Here is a 21,002-nt window from a genome sequence, read left to right as displayed (position 1 = left end):
CGAGGGAAGAGCAGTGCCGCAGAGGGGCGGCACGCGAAAGTACACTGTGAAAATGATTCTATCGTCGGGGGTTTCTGCGGGGTTCGCCATATGGTTACCGAGCGTGTTGGCGCTCGCCGGCTACCTCGTGGCGGCCCTCCTCAACGAGCGCCTGCAGCCGCGCGCCCGGCCGCTGCTGATCGTCGCCTGGGCCTTGCACGCCCTGGCCATCGTGGCCGACGTGGCGGGCTGGGGCAGCGGCCTGTCGGGCGCACGCTTCGGCTTCGCGCCGGCGCTGTCGGCCACCGTGTGGTTGGTGCTGGGGGTGTATGCGGTCGAAAGCCGCTGGGTGCCGCTGACGCCGGTGCGGCGCACGCTGGCGGCCCTGGGCGCAGCCGCCGTGCTGCTCGCCGCGCTGTACCCCGGCGAGTTCAAGCCGAATGCGTCCTCGCAATGGGCGCCGCTGCACTGGGCGCTGGGCATCGCGTCGTACGGCATGTTCGGTGCTGCGGTCTTGCACGCCGCATTGCTCGACGCCGCCGAGCGCCAGATGCGCAGCAAAAAGCGTGGCACCGGGCTCGCCGCGCTGCCGGCCATGCCCTTGCTGCGCCTGGAACGGCTGACCTTCCAGTTCGTGATCGCCGGGTTTGCGTTGCTGTCGGCGACGCTGCTGCTCGGCTGGTGGTTCTCGAACCCCTGGCGCTGGGACCACAAGACCGTGTTCTCGGTGCTGGGGTGGGGCGTGTTTGCCGCCTTGCTGGCGGGCCGTCGCCTGATGGGCTGGCGCGGCCGCAGCGCGGTGCGCTGGGTGTACGCGGGGGCGCTGCTGCTGCTGCTGGCTTACGTGGGCTCGCGCTTCGTGCTTGAAGTCGTGCTGCAGCGGCCCCTGTAGTGCACGCCACCATCGAGACAAAACGTAAAAGGGGGCGACGATGATCCGGTTGATCTTTCTGGCGGCTTTCGTGCTGTTGGTCGTGTGGGCGTATCGCAGCCTGCGGCGGGGCCCGTCGGTGCCGCCTCCGGCCGATGAGCCGCCCAAGGCCGTGACCGGTGACGAAATGGTCGCCTGCGTGCACTGCGGCGTGCACCTGCCGCGCGGTGAGGCCACGGTCAACGACAACGCCGTGTACTGCAGCGAGCAGCATCGGCTGGCGCACGAGAAGCTGCCACCGCAGCCATGACCGCCACACCGCCGCCGGAAGCCGACCGCCGCACGGCCGCGCGGCGCGGGCGCAAGCCCTACGAGTCGTGGTTCGGCGCCCTGGGCGTGTCGTCGGACACCCAGCAGTTCGCCGACGAAGATTCGCGCTACGACGCCGGGTGGCCCCAGCCCTCCGATGAGGCCGATTCGCGCTTCCTGTCGCGGCAGGCGCGCCGCCTGATCGGCGCCGGCCAGACGGCCTTCCACCGCATCTACAGCGCCTTCATCGCAGCGCGTGCCGCCCTGGGGCTGTCGCTCGCGGTGGCGGTGGTGGTGGCGACGCTGTTCGCGACCGTTCCTTCGTGGCCGGTGATGGGCATCAGCCTGTTCTATTCGGCCTGGTCGATCTCGATGTGGCTGCTGCCGCGTCTGCGCGGGTCGCGTTCGCTGGACGGTCGCGCCCGGCTGCGCGCCCGGCAGTACCTGGCCACCATCGGGGTGGACATCGCCTGCTTCATCTCGCTGCACTTGTTCGGCGATTCGGCCAGCCTGAACTACGTCGCCCTGCTGGCAATGCCGGTGCTGATGGCCGGCGTGCTGACACCGCGCATGCTCGCCTTGGCCACGGCGGCGCTGGTGTCGCTGGCGCTGCTCGGCGGCACCTGGCTGGCGGTGGCGTCGGGGGAGGGCGGCTCCGCCTTGCTGACGCAGGCAGGGCTGGCCGGCGCGGGCTTCTTCGTCATCACCTTGCTGGCGGGCGAACTCGCCGGCCGGCTGGCGCGCGAAGAACTCACCGCCCGGGGCAGCCTGGAGTTGGCGCGACAGCAGGCGCAACTCAACCGGCTGGTGATCGAAGAGATGCAAGAGGGCGTGCTCGTGGTGGACCAGCGCGGCCGGGTGCGCACTGCCAACCCCGCGGCGCGCGCGCTGCTGGTCGAAGAAGGGATGTTTCACGAGGCGCCGTTCCACCTGCACGAGGTCGAGGCCTGGAGCGCCTTCGTCAAGTCGGTCGAGCGGGCCTTCGCCGAGGGGCTGTGGCCCGAGGGCGGGCGCGATGTGACCTTGCGTTTCGACAACGGCTTGGTGCGCACGTTGCGCCTGCGCGTGCGCTTCACGCGGCGTCGCGGGCCCGACAAGAGTGAAGAACTGTGTGTGCTGTTCATCGAAGACGTGCGCAGCCTGCAGGCACGCATCCGCCAGGAAAAGCTCGCGGCCATGGGGCGCGTGTCGGCCGGCATCGCGCACGAAATTCGCAACCCGCTGGCCGCCATCTCGCAGGCCAACGCGCTGATGGCCGAAGACGCCACCACGGCCAGCCAGCGCCAGCTGACCCGCATGGTGTCGGACAACGTCGAGCGCCTGAAACGCATCGTCGATGACGTGATGGAAGTGGCGCCGGGCGATGTGCAAGAGGCCGGCGCCCTGGACGTCTGCGGCCTGGCGGCGGCGGTATGCAGCGAATGGGCCCGCACCACGAACCTGCCACTGGGTGAACACAGCGCGTTGCGGGTGGACATTCCCGACGAGCCGCTGGGCGCCATCTTCGACCCCGACCACCTGCGCCGCGTGCTGGTCAACCTGCTCGACAACGCCCATCGCCACGGCAGCAAAGGGCCCGGCGCGGTGCGGGTGAGCGTGAACGCGCGCGACGACCTGGTCGTGGTGCTCAGCGTGTGCAGCGACGGCGAGCCGATCCCGCCTGAAGTCGAGCGTTACCTCTTCGAACCGTTCTTCTCGACGCGCAGCCGTGGCACGGGCCTGGGCCTGTATATTTGCCGCGAACTTTGCGAGCGCTACCGTGCCCGCATCGACTACCGGCTTCGTGCAAACAGCGAGACCAACCGCAACGAGTTCTTTGTCGCCATGCGGCGCGCGCCGCTCCTGGCGGCGGACACCGGCGAAGCGAGACTTCACCTCAACGCATGACATCGCCTTCGCACTTCAGCCTGCTCGTCGTCGATGACGAACCCGACCTGCGCACCCTGTACGAGTTGACGCTGCTGCGCGAGGGCTACGACGTCGAGACCGCCGGCAGCGTCGAAGATGCGCTGCTGCACCTGAAAGACCGCACCTACAGCGCCGTCATCACCGACATGCGCCTGCCCGACGGCACTGGCCTCGACTTGCTGCGACGCCTCGAAGAAACCAACCGGCGCGAGAAGGCGATCGTCATCACGGCCTACGGCTCGGCCGAGAACGCCGTCGAGGCGCTGAAGGCCGGGGCCTACGACTACCTCACCAAGCCGGTTGACCTGAAGCAGTTTCGCGCGGTGGTGGCCTCGGCGCTGGGGCGCGGGCCGGCCACGGTGCCGACCATGGTGCCGTCGAGCCTGCCGTCCGAGACCGTCTTCGGTGCCGTGCCGGCCGGTGCGCCCGCCGCAGCCCCGGCGGCGGCCCCGGCGGCGCCCGTCAGCGTCGCCCTCTCGCGCATGGCGGGACAGTCGGCCGCGATGCAGCAGGTGCGCGCGCTGGTCGAGAAGGTCGCGCGCAGCATGGCGCCGGTGCTGGTCAATGGCGAGTCGGGCACCGGCAAGGAACTGGTGGCCCGCGCCATCCACGAGGTCAGCCCGCGCTGCGGCCAGCCCTTCATCGCGGTCAACTGCTCGGCCATCCCCGAACACCTGCTCGAAGCCGAGTTTTTCGGCTACCGCAAGGGCGCGTTCACCGGTGCCGCCGAAGACCGCGAAGGCTTCTTCCAGGCGGCCAACGGCGGCACGCTGTTTCTCGACGAGATCGGCGACCTGCCGCTGTCGATGCAGAGCAAGCTGCTGCGCGCGATCCAAGAGCGGTCGGTGCGGCCGGTGGGCGCGATCAGCGAGCTGCCGGTCAACGTGCGCATCTTGAGCGCGACGCACAAAGACCTGAACGCCGAGGTGCTGGCGGCACGCTTTCGCCAAGACCTGTATTACCGGCTCAACGTCATCCAGATCCGCGTGCCGCCGCTGCGCGCGCGCCTCGAAGACCTGCCTGCCATCTGCGACCGCGTGCTCGACCGCATCGCCGGCGACGCGGGCATCTCGCCCCCGCCGCGCCTGACGCGCGAGGCGCTGCTGCACCTCAGCCGCTACCGCTTTCCCGGCAATGTGCGCGAGCTTGAAAACCTCTTGCACCGTGCCGTGGCCCTGAGCGGCAGCGAGCTGATCTCGGCCGACGACCTGGCCCTGCCGGAAGAGGCGCTGCTCGACGACGACATCACGACGGAAGAGGTGATGTCGCCGCTCGGCGCGATGTCGGCCGCTGTCGTGCCCCCCCCGTTGGCCGAGGTGCCCAGCGGCCCGGCCCCGTTGCCGACCGATCTTGCCGCCTACCTCGACGACATCGAGCGCGACGTGCTCGAACGCGCGCTCGAACGTCACCGCTACAACCGCACCGCCGCGGGCGCCAGCCTGGGTCTGTCGCTGCGGCAGATGCGTTACCGCATGGCGCGGCTGGGCGTGCATGTCGGAGGCGACTCCGACGCGCCCGACACCGAGCCGCGCGGCGAGTCCTGACCCGTCCACCGTGTCACCCATCGACGAGCATGGCTGGCTGCGCGACGCACGGCGTTGCGAGTCGCCGAACTTCGGTCCGCGCCCCGCGGGCACCGAGGTGTCGCTGGTCGTCGTGCACTCGATCAGCCTGCCGCCGGGCGAATACGGCGGCGACGCCATCGAGCGCTTGTTCACCAACCGCCTCGACTGGGACGCCCATCCCTACTTCGCGCAGATCCGCGGCCTGGAGGTCTCCTCGCATTTCGTGATCCGCCGCGACGGCGAGCTGGTGCAATTCGTCTCGTGCGACGCGCGGGCCTGGCATGCCGGCCGCTCGTGCTGGCGCGGGCGAGAGAACTGCAACGACTACGCCATCGGCATCGAACTCGAAGGCCTCGAGGGCGAGCGCTTCGAAGCCGCGCAGTACTTGCGGCTGGCGCAGACGGTGCAGGTGCTGTCGCATCGTTACCCGCTGGTGGCCGTGGCCGGGCACGAAGACATCGCGCCGGGGCGCAAACAAGACCCCGGCGAGGGCTTCGAATGGCCGCGCCTCGTGACCGCGTTGGGGTGGCCGCCTCAGTGCTTTCCCGAACGTGTGCTGACGCGAAGCTGACAAGGCGCGGTAGTCACCCGACGGGGTCTTGATGGAGGCGCAGCGCGTGCGCAAGCGCTGGCGCGGTCTGCAGGCGAAAAGCACGCGCAAAGCGTGTGTCCACGGGCCTGCGAGGGGTCCACTTCAAGCGCGGCGTGGGCCCATGCCCGCTGCACGCCATCTGACGCGTCGCACCATCGGCGAGCTTCGAGAAGCTGAACCCGTGTTCACTTTCGGTGTGGTGCTCTGCACGCTATCTGTAGTGCTTGAAGGGGCTCGAACCCCCAGATATAGTGTCCGGCGTGCTATCCTTCCGGCTCAGACACACCGTGCTTCAAGCCCACGACACCTGCCCCGTTTTTCGGGCCCGCCGCTGCGACGGTGAGGTGTCGGTGCCCTCGGGCCAGGTGGTTCTGTCCGCTTCTTTTCATTCCGGCTCCGCCCCGGCCGAACACGCGATCGATGCGTGCATCCCACCGGCGGTGCGAGCGTGAAAGCCTCAACCCTTCACCTCTCCATGCGGCCCCCAGGGCGGTAGCGGCGTTGTGATTTGGCTTTGCACCCCGTGAACGAAAAGCGCGAACCAGAACCCCACCCGAACGAATCCGGATGAGCTTGACCGAACAACGCTTTCACCTGCCACCGAAACCGACGACAAGAGGGGAATTCATGCAAACCGCCACCACGACGCAATCAACGGCCCCCACCCAAACTGCGCGCCCCGCCAGCGCCACGCCCGCCAGCTCTGCCTTCCAGGGCTACCAGATCATCCGCCGCAATGGCGCGGTGGTGTCCTTCGAACCCAACAAGATCGCGGTCGCGCTGATGAAAGCGTTTCTCGCGGTGCACGGTACGCAGGGCGCCGCGTCGGCCAGCGTGCGTGAAACGGTCGATGGCCTGACCGAGTCGGTGGTGCGCGCGCTGCTGCGCTCGCGCCCGGGCGGTGGCACCTTCCACATCGAAGACGTGCAAGACCAGGTCGAACTCGGCCTGATGCGTGGCGGCCACCACGAAGTGGCGCGCGCCTACGTGCTGTACCGCGAGCGCCGCTCGCAAGAGCGTTCGAAGCAGGGCACGCCGGCGGTGGCAGCCGAGCCCCAATTGATGGTGACCGACCGGGGCCTGCGTGTGCCGCTCGACCTGGGCCGCCTGCAGACGCTGATCGAATCGTCGTGCGCCGACCTCGGCGCCGACGTGAAGGCCGCGCCGATCATGGCCGAGACCAAACGCAACCTGTACGACGGCGTGCCGATCGATGAAGTGCACAAAGCCGCCATCCTGGCCGCGCGCACGTTGATCGAAAAAGACCCGGGCTATACGCGCGCCACGGCCCGCCTGCTGCTGCACACGATCCGCAAAGAAATTCTGGGCGAAGAGGTGCTGCACGCCGAGATGCACACGCGCTACGCCGATTACTTTCCGGGTTTCATCAAGAAGGGCGTCGAAGCCGAACTGCTCGACGAGAAGCTGCTGCAGTTCGACCTGGTCAAGCTGGGCGCCGCGCTGAAGGCCGACCGCGACATGCAGTTCGACTACCTCGGCCTGCAGACCCTGTTCGACCGCTACTTCCTGCACATCGACGAACAACGCATCGAGCTGCCGCAGGCCTTCTACATGCGCGTGGCCATGGGCCTGGCGCTGGGCGAGATCGACCGCGAAGCGCGCGCCATCGAGTTCTATGAAGTGCTGTCCACGTTCGACTTCATGTCGAGCACGCCGACGCTGTTCAACGCCGGCACGCGCCGCTCGCAGCTGTCGAGCTGCTACCTGACCACCGTGTCGGACGACCTCGACGGCATCTACGAAGCACTGAAAGAAAACGCGCTGCTGAGCAAGTTCGCCGGCGGCCTGGGCAACGACTGGACCAACGTGCGCGCGCTGGGCTCGCACATCAAGGGCACCAACGGCAAGAGCCAGGGTGTCGTGCCCTTCCTGAAGGTCGTCAACGACACGGCCGTCGCCGTGAACCAGGGCGGCAAGCGCAAGGGCGCGGTCTGCGCGTACCTCGAAACCTGGCACCTGGACATCGAAGAATTCCTGGAGCTGCGCAAGAACACCGGCGACGACCGCCGCCGCACGCACGACATGAACACGGCGAACTGGATTCCCGACCTGTTCATGCGCCGTGTGATGGAAAACGGCGAGTGGACGCTGTTCTCGCCCTCGACCTGCCCCGACCTGCACGACAAGTTCGGCCGTGACTTCGAAGAGGCCTACACCCTCTACGAGGCCAAGGCTGCCTCGGGCGAGATCAAGCTCTTCAAGAAGATGAAGGCCACCGACCTGTGGCGCAAGATGCTCTCGATGCTGTTCGAGACCGGCCACCCCTGGATCACGTTCAAGGACGCCTGCAACGTGCGCTCGCCGCAGCAGCACGTCGGCGTGGTGCACTCGTCGAACCTGTGCACCGAGATCACGCTGAACACCAGCGAGACCGAGATCGCCGTCTGCAACCTCGGCTCGGTGAACCTGGTCCACCACCTGACGGACGGCCCCGATGGCGCCAAGGTCATCGACCACGCCAAGCTGAAGAAGACCGTCGCCACCGCGATGCGCATGCTCGACAACGTGATCGACATCAATTACTACGCGGTGAAGAAGGCGCGCGACTCGAACCTGCGCCACCGCCCGGTGGGCCTGGGCATCATGGGTTTCCAGGACGCGCTGTACGAACTGCGCACGCCCTACGCGTCGCCGGCAGCGGTCGAGTTCGCTGACCGCTCGATGGAAGCTGTCTGCTACTACGCCTACTGGGCCTCGACTGAGTTGGCTGCCGAGCGTGGCCGCTACAGCAGCTATCGCGGTTCGTTGTGGGACCGCGGCATCCTGCCTTTCGACTCGCTGAAGCTGCTGGCCGAAGCGCGGGGCGGTTACGTCGAGGTGGACCAGAGCGTGTCGCTCGACTGGGACACGCTGCGCGGCCGCATCGCCGAGCACGGCATGCGCAACTCGAACTGCGTGGCGATCGCTCCGACCGCGACCATCTCGAACATCATCGGCGTCAGCGCCTCGATCGAACCTTCGTTCGGCAACCTGTCGGTGAAGTCGAACCTGTCGGGCGAGTTCACGATCATCAACGAGTACCTGGTGCGCGACCTGAAGAAGCTCGGCCTGTGGGACGACGTGATGGTCATGGACTTGAAGCACTTCGACGGTTCGCTGCGTCGCATCGACCGCGTGCCCGAAGACCTGAAGTCGCTGTACGCCACCGCCTTCGAGATCGAAACGCAATGGCTGGTCGAAGCCGCCTCGCGTCGCCAGAAGTGGATCGACCAGGCCCAGTCGCTCAACATCTACATGGCCGGCGCGTCGGGCAAGAAGCTCGACGAGACCTACAAGCTCGCCTGGGTGCGCGGCCTGAAGACCACGTACTACCTGCGCACGATCAGCGCTTCGCAGACTGAAAAATCCACGGTGAAAGCGGGGCAGTTGAACTCGGTGTCGAGCGGCGCGGCTGTCGGCGGTGGCGCCGCGGCGGTGTCAGCGCAAGCCGCATCTGTCGTGGTCGAGGAACCTGCGACCGACATCAAGTTCTGTGCAATCGACGACCCCACGTGCGAAGCCTGTCAGTGAGTCGCACGCCGCTGTCGAAGTGATCGACGGAACGACGCACACGACATGAGCGCGGGCCCTTGCTGAATGCGATGCGCAACGCATGTGAACACGACGATCGAACACGCGACACGCGCTGTTCGATCGCTCGAAATGCGATGCGACACCGCAACAGCGAACCGCGCTGAATGTCAATAAGTGCTTGGTGTTCCAACACAACAACTCTCATAATTCGTCCGCACAGGAAATACACCATGCTGGTTTGGGAAGAAGACCTTCAACCCTCGACATCTCCGAAGACGAGTTCCGCGCCGAGCAGCCTGCCGACTCAAGCGCGTGCGGTGACGCCGCCTCCCGTCTTTGACATTCCTGCCGTGCAAGCCGCTGCTCAAGCGACCCCGTTCGTTGCGGCTCCCGTGCAAAGCGTTTCTGCGCAAGCGAGCGACACGCACCGTGTCAACGCCGCCGACAAACGCATCATCAATGGCAAGACCGACGTCAACCAGTTGGTGCCGTTCAAGTACAAGTGGGCCTGGGAGAAATACCTCGCCACCTGTGCCAACCACTGGATGCCGCAAGAGGTCAACATGTCGCGCGACATCGCGACCTGGAAAGACCCCAACGGCCTGAGCGAAGACGAGCGCCGCATCATCAAGCGCAACCTCGGCTTCTTCGTCACCGCCGACTCGCTGGCCGCCAACAACATCGTGCTGGGCACCTACCGGCACATCACGGCCCCCGAATGCCGCCAGTTCCTGCTGCGCCAGGCCTTCGAAGAGGCGATCCACACCCACGCCTACCAGTACATCGTTGAATCGCTCGGCCTCGACGAGAGCGAGATCTTCAACGCTTACCACGAGGTGCAGTCGATCCGTGACAAGGACGAGTTCCTGATCCCGTTCATCAACGCGATCATGGACCCGCACTTCCACACCGGCACCACCGAGAACGACCAGACGCTGCTCAAGTCGCTGATCGTCTTCGCCTGCCTGATGGAAGGCCTGTTCTTCTACGTCGGCTTCACGCAGATCCTCGCGCTCGGTCGCCAGAACAAGATGACCGGTGCGGCCGAGCAGTACCAGTACATCCTGCGTGACGAGTCGATGCACTGCAATTTCGGCATCGACCTCATCAACCAGATCAAGCTCGAGAACCCGCAGCTCTGGACGGCCTCGTTCAAGGATGAGATCAAGGCCTTGTTCATGAAGGCCGTCGAGCTCGAATACCGCTACGCCGAAGACACCATGCCGCGTGGCGTGCTGGGTCTGAACGCGTCGATGTTCAAGGGCTACCTGCGCTACATCGCCAATCGGCGTGCCACGCAGATCGGTTTGGAAGAGCTCTTCCCGAACGAGGAAAACCCGTTCCCGTGGATGAGCGAAATGATCGACCTGAAGAAGGAACGCAATTTCTTCGAAACGCGCGTCATCGAATACCAATCGGGTGGCGCGCTTTCCTGGGACTGATTTTTGGGACTGAAGCTCGCTGCCACGCAGCAGCGGCCAGTCATGTGTGACGGATCAAGATTCGCGGCTCGCGCGATCGCCGACAAAAAGAAGCGGCGGCCGTGAGGCGCAAGAGGATGTGCGGCGATTTCGGCGCATGTTCTCTTCTCAGATTCATCGCATCGGGGCGCCCCTCCTGGGCAGACCTTCGGGCGATGAATAACTGTCGAGGGGCGGCGCGCGCGTCGGCCTGAGACAGTGCTCTTTCAACTTGATCAAGGAGAAATGTGATGGCAACTGCAAAGAAGGCTCCGGCCAAGAAGGCGGCAGCGAAGAAGGCCCCGGCCAAGAAGGTCGCGGCGAAGAAGGCCCCGGCGAAGAAGGTCGCGGCCAAGAAGGCTCCGGCGAAGAAGGCTGCGGCCAAGAAGGCTCCGGCGAAGAAGGTCGCGGCGAAGAAGGCCCCGGCGAAGAAGGCCGCAGCGAAGAAGGCTCCGGCGAAGAAGGCCGTCGCCAAGAAGGCGCCTGCGAAGAAGGCTGCCGCCAAGAAGGCGCCTGCGAAGAAGGCCGCTGCCAAGAAGGCCCCTGCGAAGAAGGCCCCCGCCAAGAAGGCTGCTGCGAAGAAGGCTGCGAAGAAGGCTGCTGCGAAGCCCGCCGCTGCCCCTGCCCCTGCCCCTGCTGCGAAGCCTGCGGCCCCGGCTGCGAAGACGTCGCTCAGCCCCGCGGCTGCGTGGCCCTTCCCGACGGGCAACAAGCCCTGATCGGCTCCGCCTCTGGCGCAAAACCCGGCTTCGGCCGGGTTTTTTTATGGCGCTCCGGTTTCGGCCCGCCTTAGGTCGGCACCGTCGGTGCCGGTTCGCAATCGCTGAAAGCGCGACACACCGCACGGCGCGGCGACTTGTCCGCCGAAGGCCACCCGCGTGCTCCCCCTTGGCCGTGATTTAGTTCATTGCGGCGGACGAAGCGAGCTTTCTACATTGGTCTCGACGCATGGGGCGCCGTTGGGGGTGTGCGATGACCAAGAGAGCAGGGGTTTGGGTGGTGGCACTGCTGGGCGCTGCCATGTGGGCGGCGCCGGTGAGCGCCGCCGAAGTGAACTTCGTGGCCTCGCCCGTGCCGGGCGGCGGACCGAAGATGTCCGAGGCGCTGGACCTCAAGGGCTACCGCGTCGATGGGGCCAAGCACATCTACGAGGCGTACCCGCATCGCATCTACAAGGGCAAGCTGCCGCCGCTGGTACACGCGATCGTCGTGGTCGAGACGGTGCTCGATGGCGAAGGGCGCCCGACGGCGATCAACGTGCTGCGCGCGCCCACGCATGCCCCCGAGGTGACGGCCGCCGTGCGCGAGATGATCCGCCGGGTGTCGCCGCTGCCGGCGCCTTCGCGCCTGCCGGGTGGCACGGTGGCCTACACCGAGACCTGGTTGATGGACCGCAGCGGCCGCTTCCAGCTCGACACGCTGAGCGAGGGCCAGCTCGGCGAGTGAGCCCGGCCTCTCGGCGCCGAGACCGAGACCCACGAAAAAGGCGGCCGTGTTGGCCGCCTTTTGCTTCGTGCCGGACCGTGGATGTGCCGGCCGGCGCGTGCCGCCTCACAGCCCGAGGCTGGCGCGGTCGATGGCGTGGTTCTGTCCGCCGCGGCAGGCGATCTTCAGGGCGCCGATGCGGTTGCCGAGCGCGATGCAGCGCGGCAGGTCCCAATCACGCTCCAGGCCGTAGAGCAGCGCGCCGCGGAAGGCATCGCCACAGCCGGTCGGGTCCACGACTTCGGTGGCGGTGACACCCGGGATGTGCGTGCGCACGCCGTCTTGCCACAGCTCGCAGCCGTTCGCGCCGAGCGTGACGATGACGCCCTTCAGGTGCGACTTCGACAGCGATTCGAGCGACTCGCCGGTGCGGTCGCACAGCATCTTGGCTTCGTAGTCGTTGACGGCCACCCAGGTGGCCTGCGAGACGAAGCGCTTGAGGTCGGCGCCGTCGAACATCGGCAGGCCCTGGCCCGGGTCGAAGATGAAGGGGATCTTCGCGCTGGCCAGTTGCTCGGCGTGCTGGATCATCGCGTCGCGGCCATCGGGCGCGACGATGGCGACGCGGATGTCGCTGCGTGCCGGCACCGCCGTGAGGTGGGCCGAGCCCATCGCGCCGGGGTGGAAGGCGGTGATCTGGTTGTTGTCGGTGTCGGTGATGATGATCGCCTGCGCGGTGTAGCTGTCATCGATCACGCGGACGAACTCGGTGCTCGCGCCCCAGGTCTCGAAGCGCTTCAAATAGTCTTGCCCGTCGTTGCCCAACGCGGCCATCACCAGCGGCTCGCCGCCCAATTGCATGAGTGTGTAGGCGATGTTGCCGGCACAGCCGCCGAACTCGCGGCGCAGCGTGGGCACAAGGAAGGACACGTTCAGGATGTGCACCTGCTCCGGCAGGATCTGCTGCGCAAAGCGCCCCGGAAAGGTGGTGATGGTGTCGAAAGCGAGGGACCCGCAAATCAGCGCCGACATGGTGTGCTCCAGTGAAGAGGGATGGACCGATGCCCGCCTTCGCGCAGCCCGGTGAAAGTTCGAACAGGGTTCAGGGGTAGAAGACTTCGACCGTGTAGCCGCTCAGGCGCTTGCCTTCGGCGCTCATCAGCAGCTGCAGTGGTGTCTCGGCGTTCGGCGCGATCACCGTGCTGCTCACGCTGAAGTCGCTGGGCGACAGCGCACGGCGCGCCACCAACTGCCCCGCTGCGTCGGTGAGCGTGAGGTCGATCGACGGCAGGGCCAGCGGCAGCTCGCCCCGGTTGCGCAGCAACAGCGACAGCCGGTACGCGGCGCCGCTGTTGGCCGGTGCGAGCGAACTGCTCTCGACGGTGATCTCGGCGATGCGCCGCAAGGGCTCGATGCGGCAATGCAGCCAACCGCAGGCCGTGCTCAGCCACGGGCGCGCGGCGGGCCAGCGCGCGGCCACCCAGTCGCGCTGGTGGATGGCGAACTGCGCGCCGAGCGCCGCCACCAGCAGCAGGCTCATGAAGCCCAGCGTGAGTCGGGCGCCGGTGCTGCTCCAGCGGGCGCGTTCTTTGGCCTGGCGCAGAAACTCGGGCTCGGCTTCGCCGCGCTTCTTTGCTGCCGGTTTGGCCTTCGCTTTGGGTTTGCTCTTGACCTGCCGGGCGGCGGCCTTGACGGCGGCAGCCTTCGCAGCTTCGGCCTTCGCCTGGCGGGCCAGGGCGGCGCCAGCCTCGGCCTCGTCCGACTCGGCCAGCAGGTCTTCGTTGAACCGCGCCTCGGCGAATTCGACGCGGTCGCGCGCGGCCACGCTCTGTGCGGGTGAGTACTCGACGTCGGCCTGCTCGGGCTGGAAGAAGCGCGAGTGGATGCGGTCGTCTTCGCTCAGGTCGAAGATGTCGTCATCGTCTTGCGGCGGGTCTTCGGGCGGTGTGAAGGCGGCAGCCGCTTCGACGGCGGGCGGCGAGGGCGGGGCGGGGGGTGGCTTCCAGCCGGGTGGCGCGTCGCGTTCGAGGTCGAACAGCCCCTCGATGGCGTTGAAGACCTGGTCGCAACGGCCGCAGCGCACCCAGCCTTCAGAGACCTTGAGCTGGTCTTGGACGACGCGAAAGACGGTGCCGCAATTGACGCAGCGGGTGGCCAGGCTCATGGGCGCCCCCCGTTCGCGGCGCACGACAGCCGGGCCGGCTCGGGCGCGGCCCGCGAGCGCAGCAAGGGGCGTCGGTGACTCATGGACGCGAATTGTCCATGCAGTTCAGCGGGCCCGGTGCGCGGTCATCAGGATCCAGCCGTCCTCGCTGTCGCTGACGTGCAACTCGCACCAGGGCGCGTAGGCTTCTTTCAACTCGTCGGCCTGCCGTTCGAGGATGCCGGCCAGCACCAGGTGGCCGCCCGGCGCCACGTGCGACCACAGCAGCGGCGCCAGCAGCTTGAGCGGCGTGGCGAGGATGTTCGCCAGCACCAGCGGGTAGGCGCGGATGGCCGCCTCGGGCAGGCCGGCGTTCAGCGTGACGCCGTTGGCCTGCGCGTTGGCGAGCGTCGATTCGACGGCGGCGGGGTCGATGTCCACCGCGTCGATGTTCGTCGCGCCGAACAGGGCGGCACCGATGGCGAGGATGCCTGAGCCGCAGCCGTAGTCGAGCACGCGGGTCCAGGTTTCGCCGTGCGCTGCTGCGTAGGTCGCCGTCCAGCGCAGGCACATGCGCGTGGTCGGGTGCGTGCCGGTGCCGAAGGCCAGGCCCGGGTCGAGGCGAATGACCTGCTTTGCCTGCGCGGGCGGCTTGTGCCAGCTCGGCACGATCCAGAAGCTCGGCGTGATCTCGACCGGCGCGAACTGCGACTGCGTGAGCCGCACCCAGTCCTCGTCGGGCACCGTGCTGAGCGACTGCACGTGCACGTCCTTCGCCCAGTCTTGCGCCAGCAGCAGCGTGGCCGCTTCGGTGGCCTTGTCTTCGTCGGTGAAGAGTGCCTTCACGATCGAACGCTGCCACCCTGGCGCCGGTGCCGGCATGTCCGGCTCGCCAAACAGCGCGTGCTCGGCGTCGGTGTCGGCATCGGCGTCTTCGACCGAGACCGACAACGCGTCCAACTCGTCCATCAAGGCATCGGAGACGGGCTCGACCAGGTCTTCCGGGGCGAGCAGCAGCAGTTCGACCATCGGCGTGTGCTCAGCGCTTGTGTTGGCCCATCCAGCCTTCCAGGTAATGGATGCTGGTGCCGCCTTCGACGAATTTCGCGTCCACCATCAGCTCGCGGTGCAGCGGGATGTTGGTGAGGATGCCCTCGACCACGGTCTCGGACAACGCGATGCGCATGCGCGCGAGCGCCTGGTCGCGGGTGTCGCCGTGCGTGATGATCTTGCCGATCATCGAGTCGTAGTTCGGCGGCACGAAGTAGTTCGTGTAGGCGTGCGAGTCCACCCGCACCCCCGGGCCGCCTGGCGCATGCCAGGTGGTGATGCGCCCCGGCGACGGGGTGAACTTGTACGGGTCTTCAGCATTCACGCGGCACTCGATGGCGTGGCCGCGCATCTCGATCTGGCGTTGCGTGAAGGGCAGCTTCTCGCCGGCCGCCACGCGGATCTGCATCTGCACGATGTCGATGCCCGTGACCAGCTCGGTCACCGGGTGCTCGACCTGCACGCGCGTGTTCATCTCGATGAAATAGAACTCGCCGTTCTCGAACAGGAACTCGAAGGTGCCCGCCCCGCGGTAGCCGAGCTTCTTGCACGCAGCGGCGCAGCGGTCGCCGATCTTCTCGATCACGCGGCGTGGAATGCCCGGCGCCGGCGCTTCTTCGATGATCTTCTGGTGGCGGCGCTGCATCGAGCAGTCGCGTTCGCCCAGCCAGACGGCGTTCTTGTGCTCGTCGGCGAGGATCTGGATCTCGATGTGGCGCGGGTTCTCGAGGAACTTCTCCATGTAGACCTGCGGGTTGCCGAAGGCGGCACCCGCCTCGGCGCGCGTGGTCTGCACGGCGTGGATCAGTGCGGCTTCGGTGTGCACGACGCGCATACCGCGCCCGCCACCGCCACCCGCGGCCTTGATGATCACCGGGTAGCCCACGGCGCGCGCGATCTTGATGATCTCTTTCGGGTCTTCGGGCAGTGCGCCCTCAGAGCCCGGCACGCAGGGCACGCCGGCCTTGATCATGGCCTGCTTGGCCGAAACCTTGTCGCCCATCGTGCGGATGGCGTCGGGCGTGGGGCCGATGAAGACGAAGCCGCTCTGCTCGACACGCTCGGCGAAGTCGGCGTTCTCGGACAGGAAGCCGTAGCCCGGGTGGATCGCTTCGGCATCGGTCACCTCGGCCGTCGAGATGATCGCCGGCATGTTGAGGTAGCTCTGGGCCGAGGCCGCCGGACCGATGCACACGGCCTCGTCGGCCAGCTTCACGTACTTGGCCTCGCGGTCGGCTTCTGAATAGACGACGACGGACTTGATGCCCATCTCGCGGCAGGCTCGCTGAATCCGGAGAGCGATTTCTCCCCGATTCGCAATGAGGATCTTTTTGAACATGGGCGTGGGGCCTTATTCGATGACGAACAAGGGCTGCCCGAATTCGACCGCCTGGCCGTTCTGGCACAGGATCTGGGTCACCGTGCCGGACTTGTCGGCCTCGATCTCGTTCATGATCTTCATCGCTTCGATGATGCAGATCGGCTCGCCTTCCTTGACCACGGTGCCCACGTCGGCGAAGGCCTTCGAGCCCGGGCTCGACGAGCGGTAGAAAGTGCCGACCATCGGCGACTTCACGGTGTGGCCGGCCGGGGCGGCCGGCGCTTCGACGGCGGCCGGCGCGGCGGGGGCGCTGGGCGCGGCGGCCGTGGGCGCCGGGGCGGCGGCCATCGGCACCTGGTTGGGCTGGGCGTACACCACGGGGGCGGCGGCGTTCGGGTCCGACTTGACGATGCGCACCTTGCCGTCGGCTTCGGTGATTTCGAGTTCGGAGATGTTCGATTCAGACACCAGGTCGATCAGCGTCTTCAGCTTGCGCAGGTCCATGAGGTTCCAACTCCTGTCATTTGTTTGTTCGCACGACCGCAGCAGGTGCGGCCGGGCCGGGTCAGGCCGCCGCGGTCGGGCGGCTCCCCGTGTCACGCGCGAGGGCGTGCTGCAGCGCGAGGCGGTAGCCGTTCGCGCCAAGACCAACGATCACGCCTTCGGCGAGATCCGAGAAATACGAGTGGTGCCGAAACGGTTCGCGGCGGTGCACGTTCGACAGATGCACCTCGATGAACGGAATCGCCACACCCGCCAGTGCATCGCGCAGGCCCACGCTGGTGTGGGTCAGCGCGGCGGGGTTGATGACGATGAATTCGGTGCCGTCGGTGCGGGCAGCCTGCACGCGGTCGATCAGCGCGCCTTCGTGGTTGCTCTGAAAGCTCGTCAGGCTGGACCCGGCATCGGCCGCGATTTTTGCGAGTTCGGCATCGATTTGCGCCAAAGTCGTCGCGCCATAGACCTCAGGCTCGCGAGTGCCGAGCAGGTTGAGGTTGGGGCCGTGAAGGACGAGGACTTTCATGCCGGCGCAGATGAGCCAAAACGAAAAGGCTGCACTTTACGCGTTTTAGGGTCCGATGGAAGCAGGAAGCGAAAATTTTGACCGCAGCCTTTGCGCGGGCCTGTGGTAGGCGGCAGATGCGGCCGTCGAGCCGCCTTTCGCAGCGGGTTCAGGCCGTGGTGGCTGCCCAGGTCGCCAGGTCTTGATCTGTGACAGGGCCGAGCTTGCGGTGGACGAGCCGGGCCCGGGTGTCGAACACCACGCTGAAGGGCAACCCGCCCGCCGTGTTGCCCAGTTGGCGGATCAATTCGAAGCCTTGCGGGCCGCCCAGCGCGAAGCTCAGGCTGAGCGATCGCTTGGCCAAAAATCCGCGCACGGGCTCGGCCCGGTCGATGGCCAGGGCCAGCACCTGCCAGCCTGCTGCCTGCTGCGCACGCTGAAACCGGTCGAGCAAGGGCAGCTCTTCGACACAAGGCGGGCACCAGGTGGCCCAAAAATTGACCAGCAGGCGGCGACCGCGAAGCTCAAGGGCGGCCAGCTCGCCGCCTTCTGGCCGCTCGAAGCGCAGGGGCCAGAAGGCGTCGCCCTGACCGTCGAGCGCCATCGGATCGGCGCCCGCTTGCTGGTGGCGCCACCAGCCGAAGCCCGCGCCGGCCGCGGCTGCCGCGCCCGCCACGCCGACGGTGACCCAGGCGCGGCGCTTCACGGGGCGGCGTCCAGGTCGGCGTCCATCAGGCGGCGCAGGGCGGCGAGGTCGCCGCGCTCGGTGCGCCCGCGCGGGTCGGGTTTGAGGGCGCCGCGCAGGTCGTCGTGGTCGAGCACCGACAGGTGCACGGTGACTTCTTCATTGAGGGCTGGGCTGAAGCTGCTGATGGCGAGCACGTCGATCGGCTCGCCGCGCGGTCCGCTCAGCTGGCCCACGTCGTAGTTGACGCGCTGGTTGAGCAACTCGATCTCGGCCTCTTTCGAGTCGTCGCAGAAGAGCTGCAGGTGCACCGTGTTCAGCCGGGTGGCCGTGCCGCGCCAGACTGCGCCGGTGAGGTGGGGGCGGAACTCGCCCAGCCGCGCCATCCAGAGTGCGGCCACCTCGCGCAGTGCACGCAACTCGGCCGGCTGCGTGTCGGCGCAGAAGAGTTCGATGTAGGCCCGCACTTCGTCTTCGACCAAGTCGTTGTCAGGCAACTCGGCGCTGCGCACCTGGCCGCGACCCAGCACCTTGGCGGCACGGCGTTTGGCCGGGCCGTATTCCATGCCCTCTTCGACGATCAGCCGGGCGGCGGTGCTCGCCAGTTCGGCAGTGAGGGATGAAATGTTGTGGCCCATCGGCGGATTCTAGAAACGCGGACCGCCGCTCAGGGCAAATCCACGGCGCCCATGCGGCGCGCCACCGCGCCGGCGCGGCCACTGACGTAGGCCGAATGCGGGCGCTTCTCGAAGCGCTTGGGCGCGGGCAGCATCACCGCGAGCCGTGCCGCGGCCGTGGTGCCCAGCTGGGCTGCATCGACCCGGAAGTAATGTTGCGCCGCCGCCTGGGCGCCGAACACGCCTTCGCCCCACTCGACATTGTTCAAATAGATCTCGAGGATGCGCCCCTTCGGCAGCGCCGCTTCGAGCATGAAGGTGATGGCGAACTCCTGCCCCTTGCGCAGAAAGTTGCGCTCGGCGCCGAGGAAGAGGTTCTTCGCCAGTTGCTGCGTGATGGTCGAGCCGCCGCGGATGCGCGCCGTGGCGACCGGCTTGTCGGGCAGCGGCTTTTGCGCCTTGGCCGCGCGCTGCTCGGCGCGTTCGTTCAGGCGGGCGGCGCGGGCCTCTTCGCGCTGGTTTTTCTCCCATGCTTTTTCGAGCGCGTCCCATTCGACGCCGCTGTGATCGACGAATCCGGCATCTTCGGACGCGATCACCGCGCGCTGCAGGTTCGGCGAGATCTTGTCGCGCGGTACCCAGTCCTGGCTCCAGGCGAGCTCACCCTTCTCGCGGGCAATGCGCCACATCTCGGAGCGCTGGAAGGTGGTGGACTGCGGATCGACCCAGTTCATCAGCACCACGCGGCCGAAGAAATACAGCTGCAGCGACAGTCCGCAGATCACCAGCAGCCAGAACAGCCGCCCGAGCTGCCGGCCGACCGAGCCGAGGGCGCTCATGCCGCGACCCCGGACAGGCGTTGCTGCAAGGCGAGCAGCACGGGCGCGGTGTCGGGGCGCACGTCGCGCCAGAAGTAAAACGATTCGGCGGCCTGCTCGACCAGCATGCCCAGGCCGTCGCGGCCGCGTGCGCCGTGCGCCTCGGCCCAGTCGAGAAAACCGCGTGCCGCCGGGCCGTACATCATGTCGAGCGCCAACGCGCCCGCGCCCAGCACCACGGGCGACACCGGAATGGCCGCGCCCTGCAGGCTGCTGGCGCTGGCGTTGATGACCACGCCGAAGCCCGCGCCGCAGTCGGCCAGCGACCGCGCCTGCAGGTCGATGCCCTCGGCGAGGTCGGCGTGGCTGTCGGCCAGGGCCTGGGCCTTGTCCACCGTGCGGTTGGCGATCACCAGCTGCGCCGGGCGGGCGTCGAGCAGGGGGCCGAGCGCACCGGCGGCCGCGCCGCCCGCGCCGATCAGCAGCACGCGCTGGCCGCGCAGCGCGATGCCGGCGTTGTGCTCGATGTCGCGCACCAGGCCCACGCCGTCGGCGTTGTCGGCCACCCAGCCCGAGGCGTCGAAGCGCAGCACGTTGGCCGCGCCGGCGCGTTTGGCGCGCGGCGTGCGTTTGTCGGCCAGCGAGAAGGCGTCGAACTTGAACGGCACCGTGACGTTGCAGCCGCGCCCGCCTTCGTCGGCAAAGCGGCGGATGGCCTCGGTGAAGCCGTCCATCGGGCACAGCAGGCGGCCGTACTCGACCGCCTGGCCGGTCTGCGCGGCGAACTGGGCGTGGATGAAGGGCGATTGGCTGTGTTCGACCGGGTTACCGGCGACGACGTATCGGTCCATACCAAACAAGCAAAGAGTCGATCAGGACGAGGGCGCGCTGAGGGTGGTTTCCAGCCCGTCGTTGCGCGTGAAGCGAAAGCGCGAGGTGATGACCAGCTCATCGGCCTTCTTGCGCATCGCGTCGGTGAAGTCGCCGAAGGGCGCGGCCGCGTGCACGATGGCGATGGCCCGCTTGTCGAGCGTGGCCACGCCCGAGGGGCGCACGACATCGACCGAGACCACGCGCCCCGAGGCGTTGACGGTGATGTTCATCGTCAGCTCGCCGTAGAGCTTCTTGCCCTGGTACTCGGGAAAGCTGCGCGTGCCGCGGTCTTCGATCTTGCGGCGCAGCTTGTCGTAATAGATCGCGTACAGCTCTTCGCGCGTGGCCGGGCTGATGTAGCGGCGCTTGGGGCGTGAGTTCTCTTCGTTGATGCGCTTTTCGATCTCGGCCATCAACTGCAGCAACTGGCGGCGCTGGTCTTCCTGCGCGCGGTGCTGCGGGTCGCCCCGGTCGCGCTTGGGGTCGGGCGGCGGCAGCAGCGCGAGTTCACGTCGCAGCTGGGCCAGCAGTTGCTGCTGCGTTTCGACCAGCTGGTCGATCTGCTTGTAGGTGTCCACCGCCGAATCGCCCAGCTGCACCTGCGCCGACGAGGGCAGGGGCGAGGTCGCCCGGCCGCTCTCGGCCTCGCCGCCGCCGGCCAGGTTGCGCTGCGCGATGGCCTGCGCCTTCACGGGCGCTTCGCTCGAACTCGCGTTGACGAGGATCACCTCCAGCGGGGTGTCCTCGAACATGCGGTTGAAGCCTTCCGGGTCCACGAAGCGGATCGACAGCAGCACCGCATGCACCCCGACCGAAATGCCCAGGGCGATCTGCATAGCGGAGAGGCTT

20 protein-coding genes are annotated in these 21,002 nt (G+C 67.4%); 9 read left to right on the top strand and 11 right to left on the bottom strand.

From position 1 onward, the window contains the following. Positions 1 to 52: 52 nt before the first annotated feature. From AC1KAT_RS04965 to AC1KAT_RS04925, 9 genes are all read left to right on the top strand, one after another. The gene (locus AC1KAT_RS04965; protein ID WP_480323389.1) at positions 53 to 871 is read left to right on the top strand and encodes a cytochrome C assembly family protein; all 819 of its coding nucleotides are present in this window, start codon (positions 53 to 55) and stop codon (positions 869 to 871) included. Between the two features lie 40 nt (positions 872 to 911). Then, positions 912 to 1,160: a PP0621 family protein gene (locus AC1KAT_RS04960; protein WP_480323387.1), complete on the top strand. Its 249-nt coding sequence runs from the start codon at positions 912 to 914 to the stop codon at positions 1,158 to 1,160. Continuing rightward, positions 1,157 to 3,046, top strand: coding sequence for a sensor histidine kinase (locus tag AC1KAT_RS04955; RefSeq protein ID WP_480323385.1), 1,890 nt, complete (start codon positions 1,157 to 1,159; stop codon positions 3,044 to 3,046). The genes AC1KAT_RS04960 and AC1KAT_RS04955 overlap by 4 nt, the downstream gene beginning before the upstream one ends. Next, positions 3,043 to 4,611, top strand: a complete 1,569-nt coding sequence (locus AC1KAT_RS04950; protein ID WP_480323383.1) for a sigma-54-dependent transcriptional regulator — start codon at positions 3,043 to 3,045, stop codon at positions 4,609 to 4,611. Before AC1KAT_RS04955 ends, AC1KAT_RS04950 begins: the two co-directional genes overlap by 4 nt. Continuing rightward, the gene (gene ampD / locus AC1KAT_RS04945) at positions 4,559 to 5,203 is read left to right on the top strand and encodes a 1,6-anhydro-N-acetylmuramyl-L-alanine amidase AmpD (RefSeq protein ID WP_480323381.1); all 645 of its coding nucleotides are present in this window, start codon (positions 4,559 to 4,561) and stop codon (positions 5,201 to 5,203) included. Before AC1KAT_RS04950 ends, ampD begins: the two co-directional genes overlap by 53 nt. 648 nt (positions 5,204 to 5,851) lie before the next feature. Beyond that, positions 5,852 to 8,755, top strand: coding sequence for a ribonucleoside-diphosphate reductase subunit alpha (locus tag AC1KAT_RS04940; RefSeq protein WP_480323379.1), 2,904 nt, complete (start codon positions 5,852 to 5,854; stop codon positions 8,753 to 8,755). A gap of 233 nt (positions 8,756 to 8,988) precedes the next feature. Further along, the gene (locus AC1KAT_RS04935) at positions 8,989 to 10,200 is read left to right on the top strand and encodes a ribonucleotide-diphosphate reductase subunit beta (RefSeq protein WP_480323377.1); all 1,212 of its coding nucleotides are present in this window, start codon (positions 8,989 to 8,991) and stop codon (positions 10,198 to 10,200) included. Positions 10,201 to 10,469: 269 nt separating this feature from the next. Further along, positions 10,470 to 10,937: a histone H1-like DNA-binding protein gene (locus AC1KAT_RS04930; RefSeq protein WP_480323375.1), complete on the top strand. Its 468-nt coding sequence runs from the start codon at positions 10,470 to 10,472 to the stop codon at positions 10,935 to 10,937. Positions 10,938 to 11,190: 253 nt separating this feature from the next. Continuing rightward, positions 11,191 to 11,664, top strand: coding sequence for an energy transducer TonB (locus AC1KAT_RS04925; RefSeq protein ID WP_480323373.1), 474 nt, complete (start codon positions 11,191 to 11,193; stop codon positions 11,662 to 11,664). Between the two features lie 105 nt (positions 11,665 to 11,769). Here AC1KAT_RS04925 and AC1KAT_RS04920 read toward each other — a convergent pair whose 3' ends face one another. The 11 genes from AC1KAT_RS04920 to AC1KAT_RS04870 form a co-directional block, all read right to left on the bottom strand. Beyond that, positions 11,770 to 12,675: a carbohydrate kinase family protein gene (locus tag AC1KAT_RS04920; protein ID WP_480323371.1), complete on the bottom strand. Its 906-nt coding sequence runs from the start codon at positions 12,673 to 12,675 to the stop codon at positions 11,770 to 11,772. Positions 12,676 to 12,745: 70 nt separating this feature from the next. Further along, entirely contained in the window at positions 12,746 to 13,807 is a 1,062-nt protein-coding gene (locus tag AC1KAT_RS04915) for a zinc-ribbon and DUF3426 domain-containing protein (protein WP_480323369.1), read from the bottom strand. A gap of 105 nt (positions 13,808 to 13,912) precedes the next feature. Beyond that, complete coding sequence (gene prmA / locus AC1KAT_RS04910; RefSeq protein ID WP_480323367.1) at positions 13,913 to 14,815, bottom strand: 50S ribosomal protein L11 methyltransferase; 903 nt, start codon at positions 14,813 to 14,815, stop codon at positions 13,913 to 13,915. Positions 14,816 to 14,825: 10 nt separating this feature from the next. Next, positions 14,826 to 16,175, bottom strand: coding sequence for an acetyl-CoA carboxylase biotin carboxylase subunit (gene accC, locus AC1KAT_RS04905; RefSeq protein ID WP_480323365.1), 1,350 nt, complete (start codon positions 16,173 to 16,175; stop codon positions 14,826 to 14,828). 12 nt (positions 16,176 to 16,187) lie between these two features. Continuing rightward, positions 16,188 to 16,661, bottom strand: a complete 474-nt coding sequence (accB, locus tag AC1KAT_RS04900; protein ID WP_480323363.1) for an acetyl-CoA carboxylase biotin carboxyl carrier protein — start codon at positions 16,659 to 16,661, stop codon at positions 16,188 to 16,190. A gap of 61 nt (positions 16,662 to 16,722) precedes the next feature. After that, entirely contained in the window at positions 16,723 to 17,181 is a 459-nt protein-coding gene (gene aroQ / locus AC1KAT_RS04895; protein WP_480323361.1) for a type II 3-dehydroquinate dehydratase, read from the bottom strand. A 148-nt stretch (positions 17,182 to 17,329) separates the two neighbouring features. Further along, positions 17,330 to 17,866 carry a TlpA family protein disulfide reductase gene (locus AC1KAT_RS04890; protein WP_480323359.1) on the bottom strand — a complete coding sequence of 179 codons (537 nt, stop codon included), beginning with the start codon at positions 17,864 to 17,866 and terminating at the stop codon, positions 17,330 to 17,332. Further along, positions 17,863 to 18,483 carry a hypothetical protein gene (locus AC1KAT_RS04885; RefSeq protein ID WP_480323357.1) on the bottom strand — a complete coding sequence of 207 codons (621 nt, stop codon included), beginning with the start codon at positions 18,481 to 18,483 and terminating at the stop codon, positions 17,863 to 17,865. Before AC1KAT_RS04885 ends, AC1KAT_RS04890 begins: the two co-directional genes overlap by 4 nt. 29 nt (positions 18,484 to 18,512) lie before the next feature. Then, a complete protein-coding gene (locus tag AC1KAT_RS04880) occupies positions 18,513 to 19,301 on the bottom strand; it encodes a transglycosylase domain-containing protein (protein ID WP_480323355.1) in 789 nt (262 codons plus the stop codon). After that, positions 19,298 to 20,131 (bottom strand): shikimate dehydrogenase, encoded by an 834-nt coding sequence (aroE, locus tag AC1KAT_RS04875; RefSeq protein ID WP_480323353.1) that lies wholly within the window; start codon positions 20,129 to 20,131, stop codon positions 19,298 to 19,300. The genes AC1KAT_RS04880 and aroE overlap by 4 nt, the downstream gene beginning before the upstream one ends. A gap of 21 nt (positions 20,132 to 20,152) precedes the next feature. Further along, positions 20,153 to 20,989 carry an energy transducer TonB gene (locus AC1KAT_RS04870; protein ID WP_480323351.1) on the bottom strand — a complete coding sequence of 279 codons (837 nt, stop codon included), beginning with the start codon at positions 20,987 to 20,989 and terminating at the stop codon, positions 20,153 to 20,155. Between the last annotated feature and the right edge of the window lie 13 nt (positions 20,990 to 21,002).

This window comes from Piscinibacter sp. PDB5-1 (assembly GCF_056676035.1).
The sequence above is the reverse complement of the archived record's forward strand: the minus strand, read 5'-3'. Positions and strand labels throughout refer to the sequence as shown.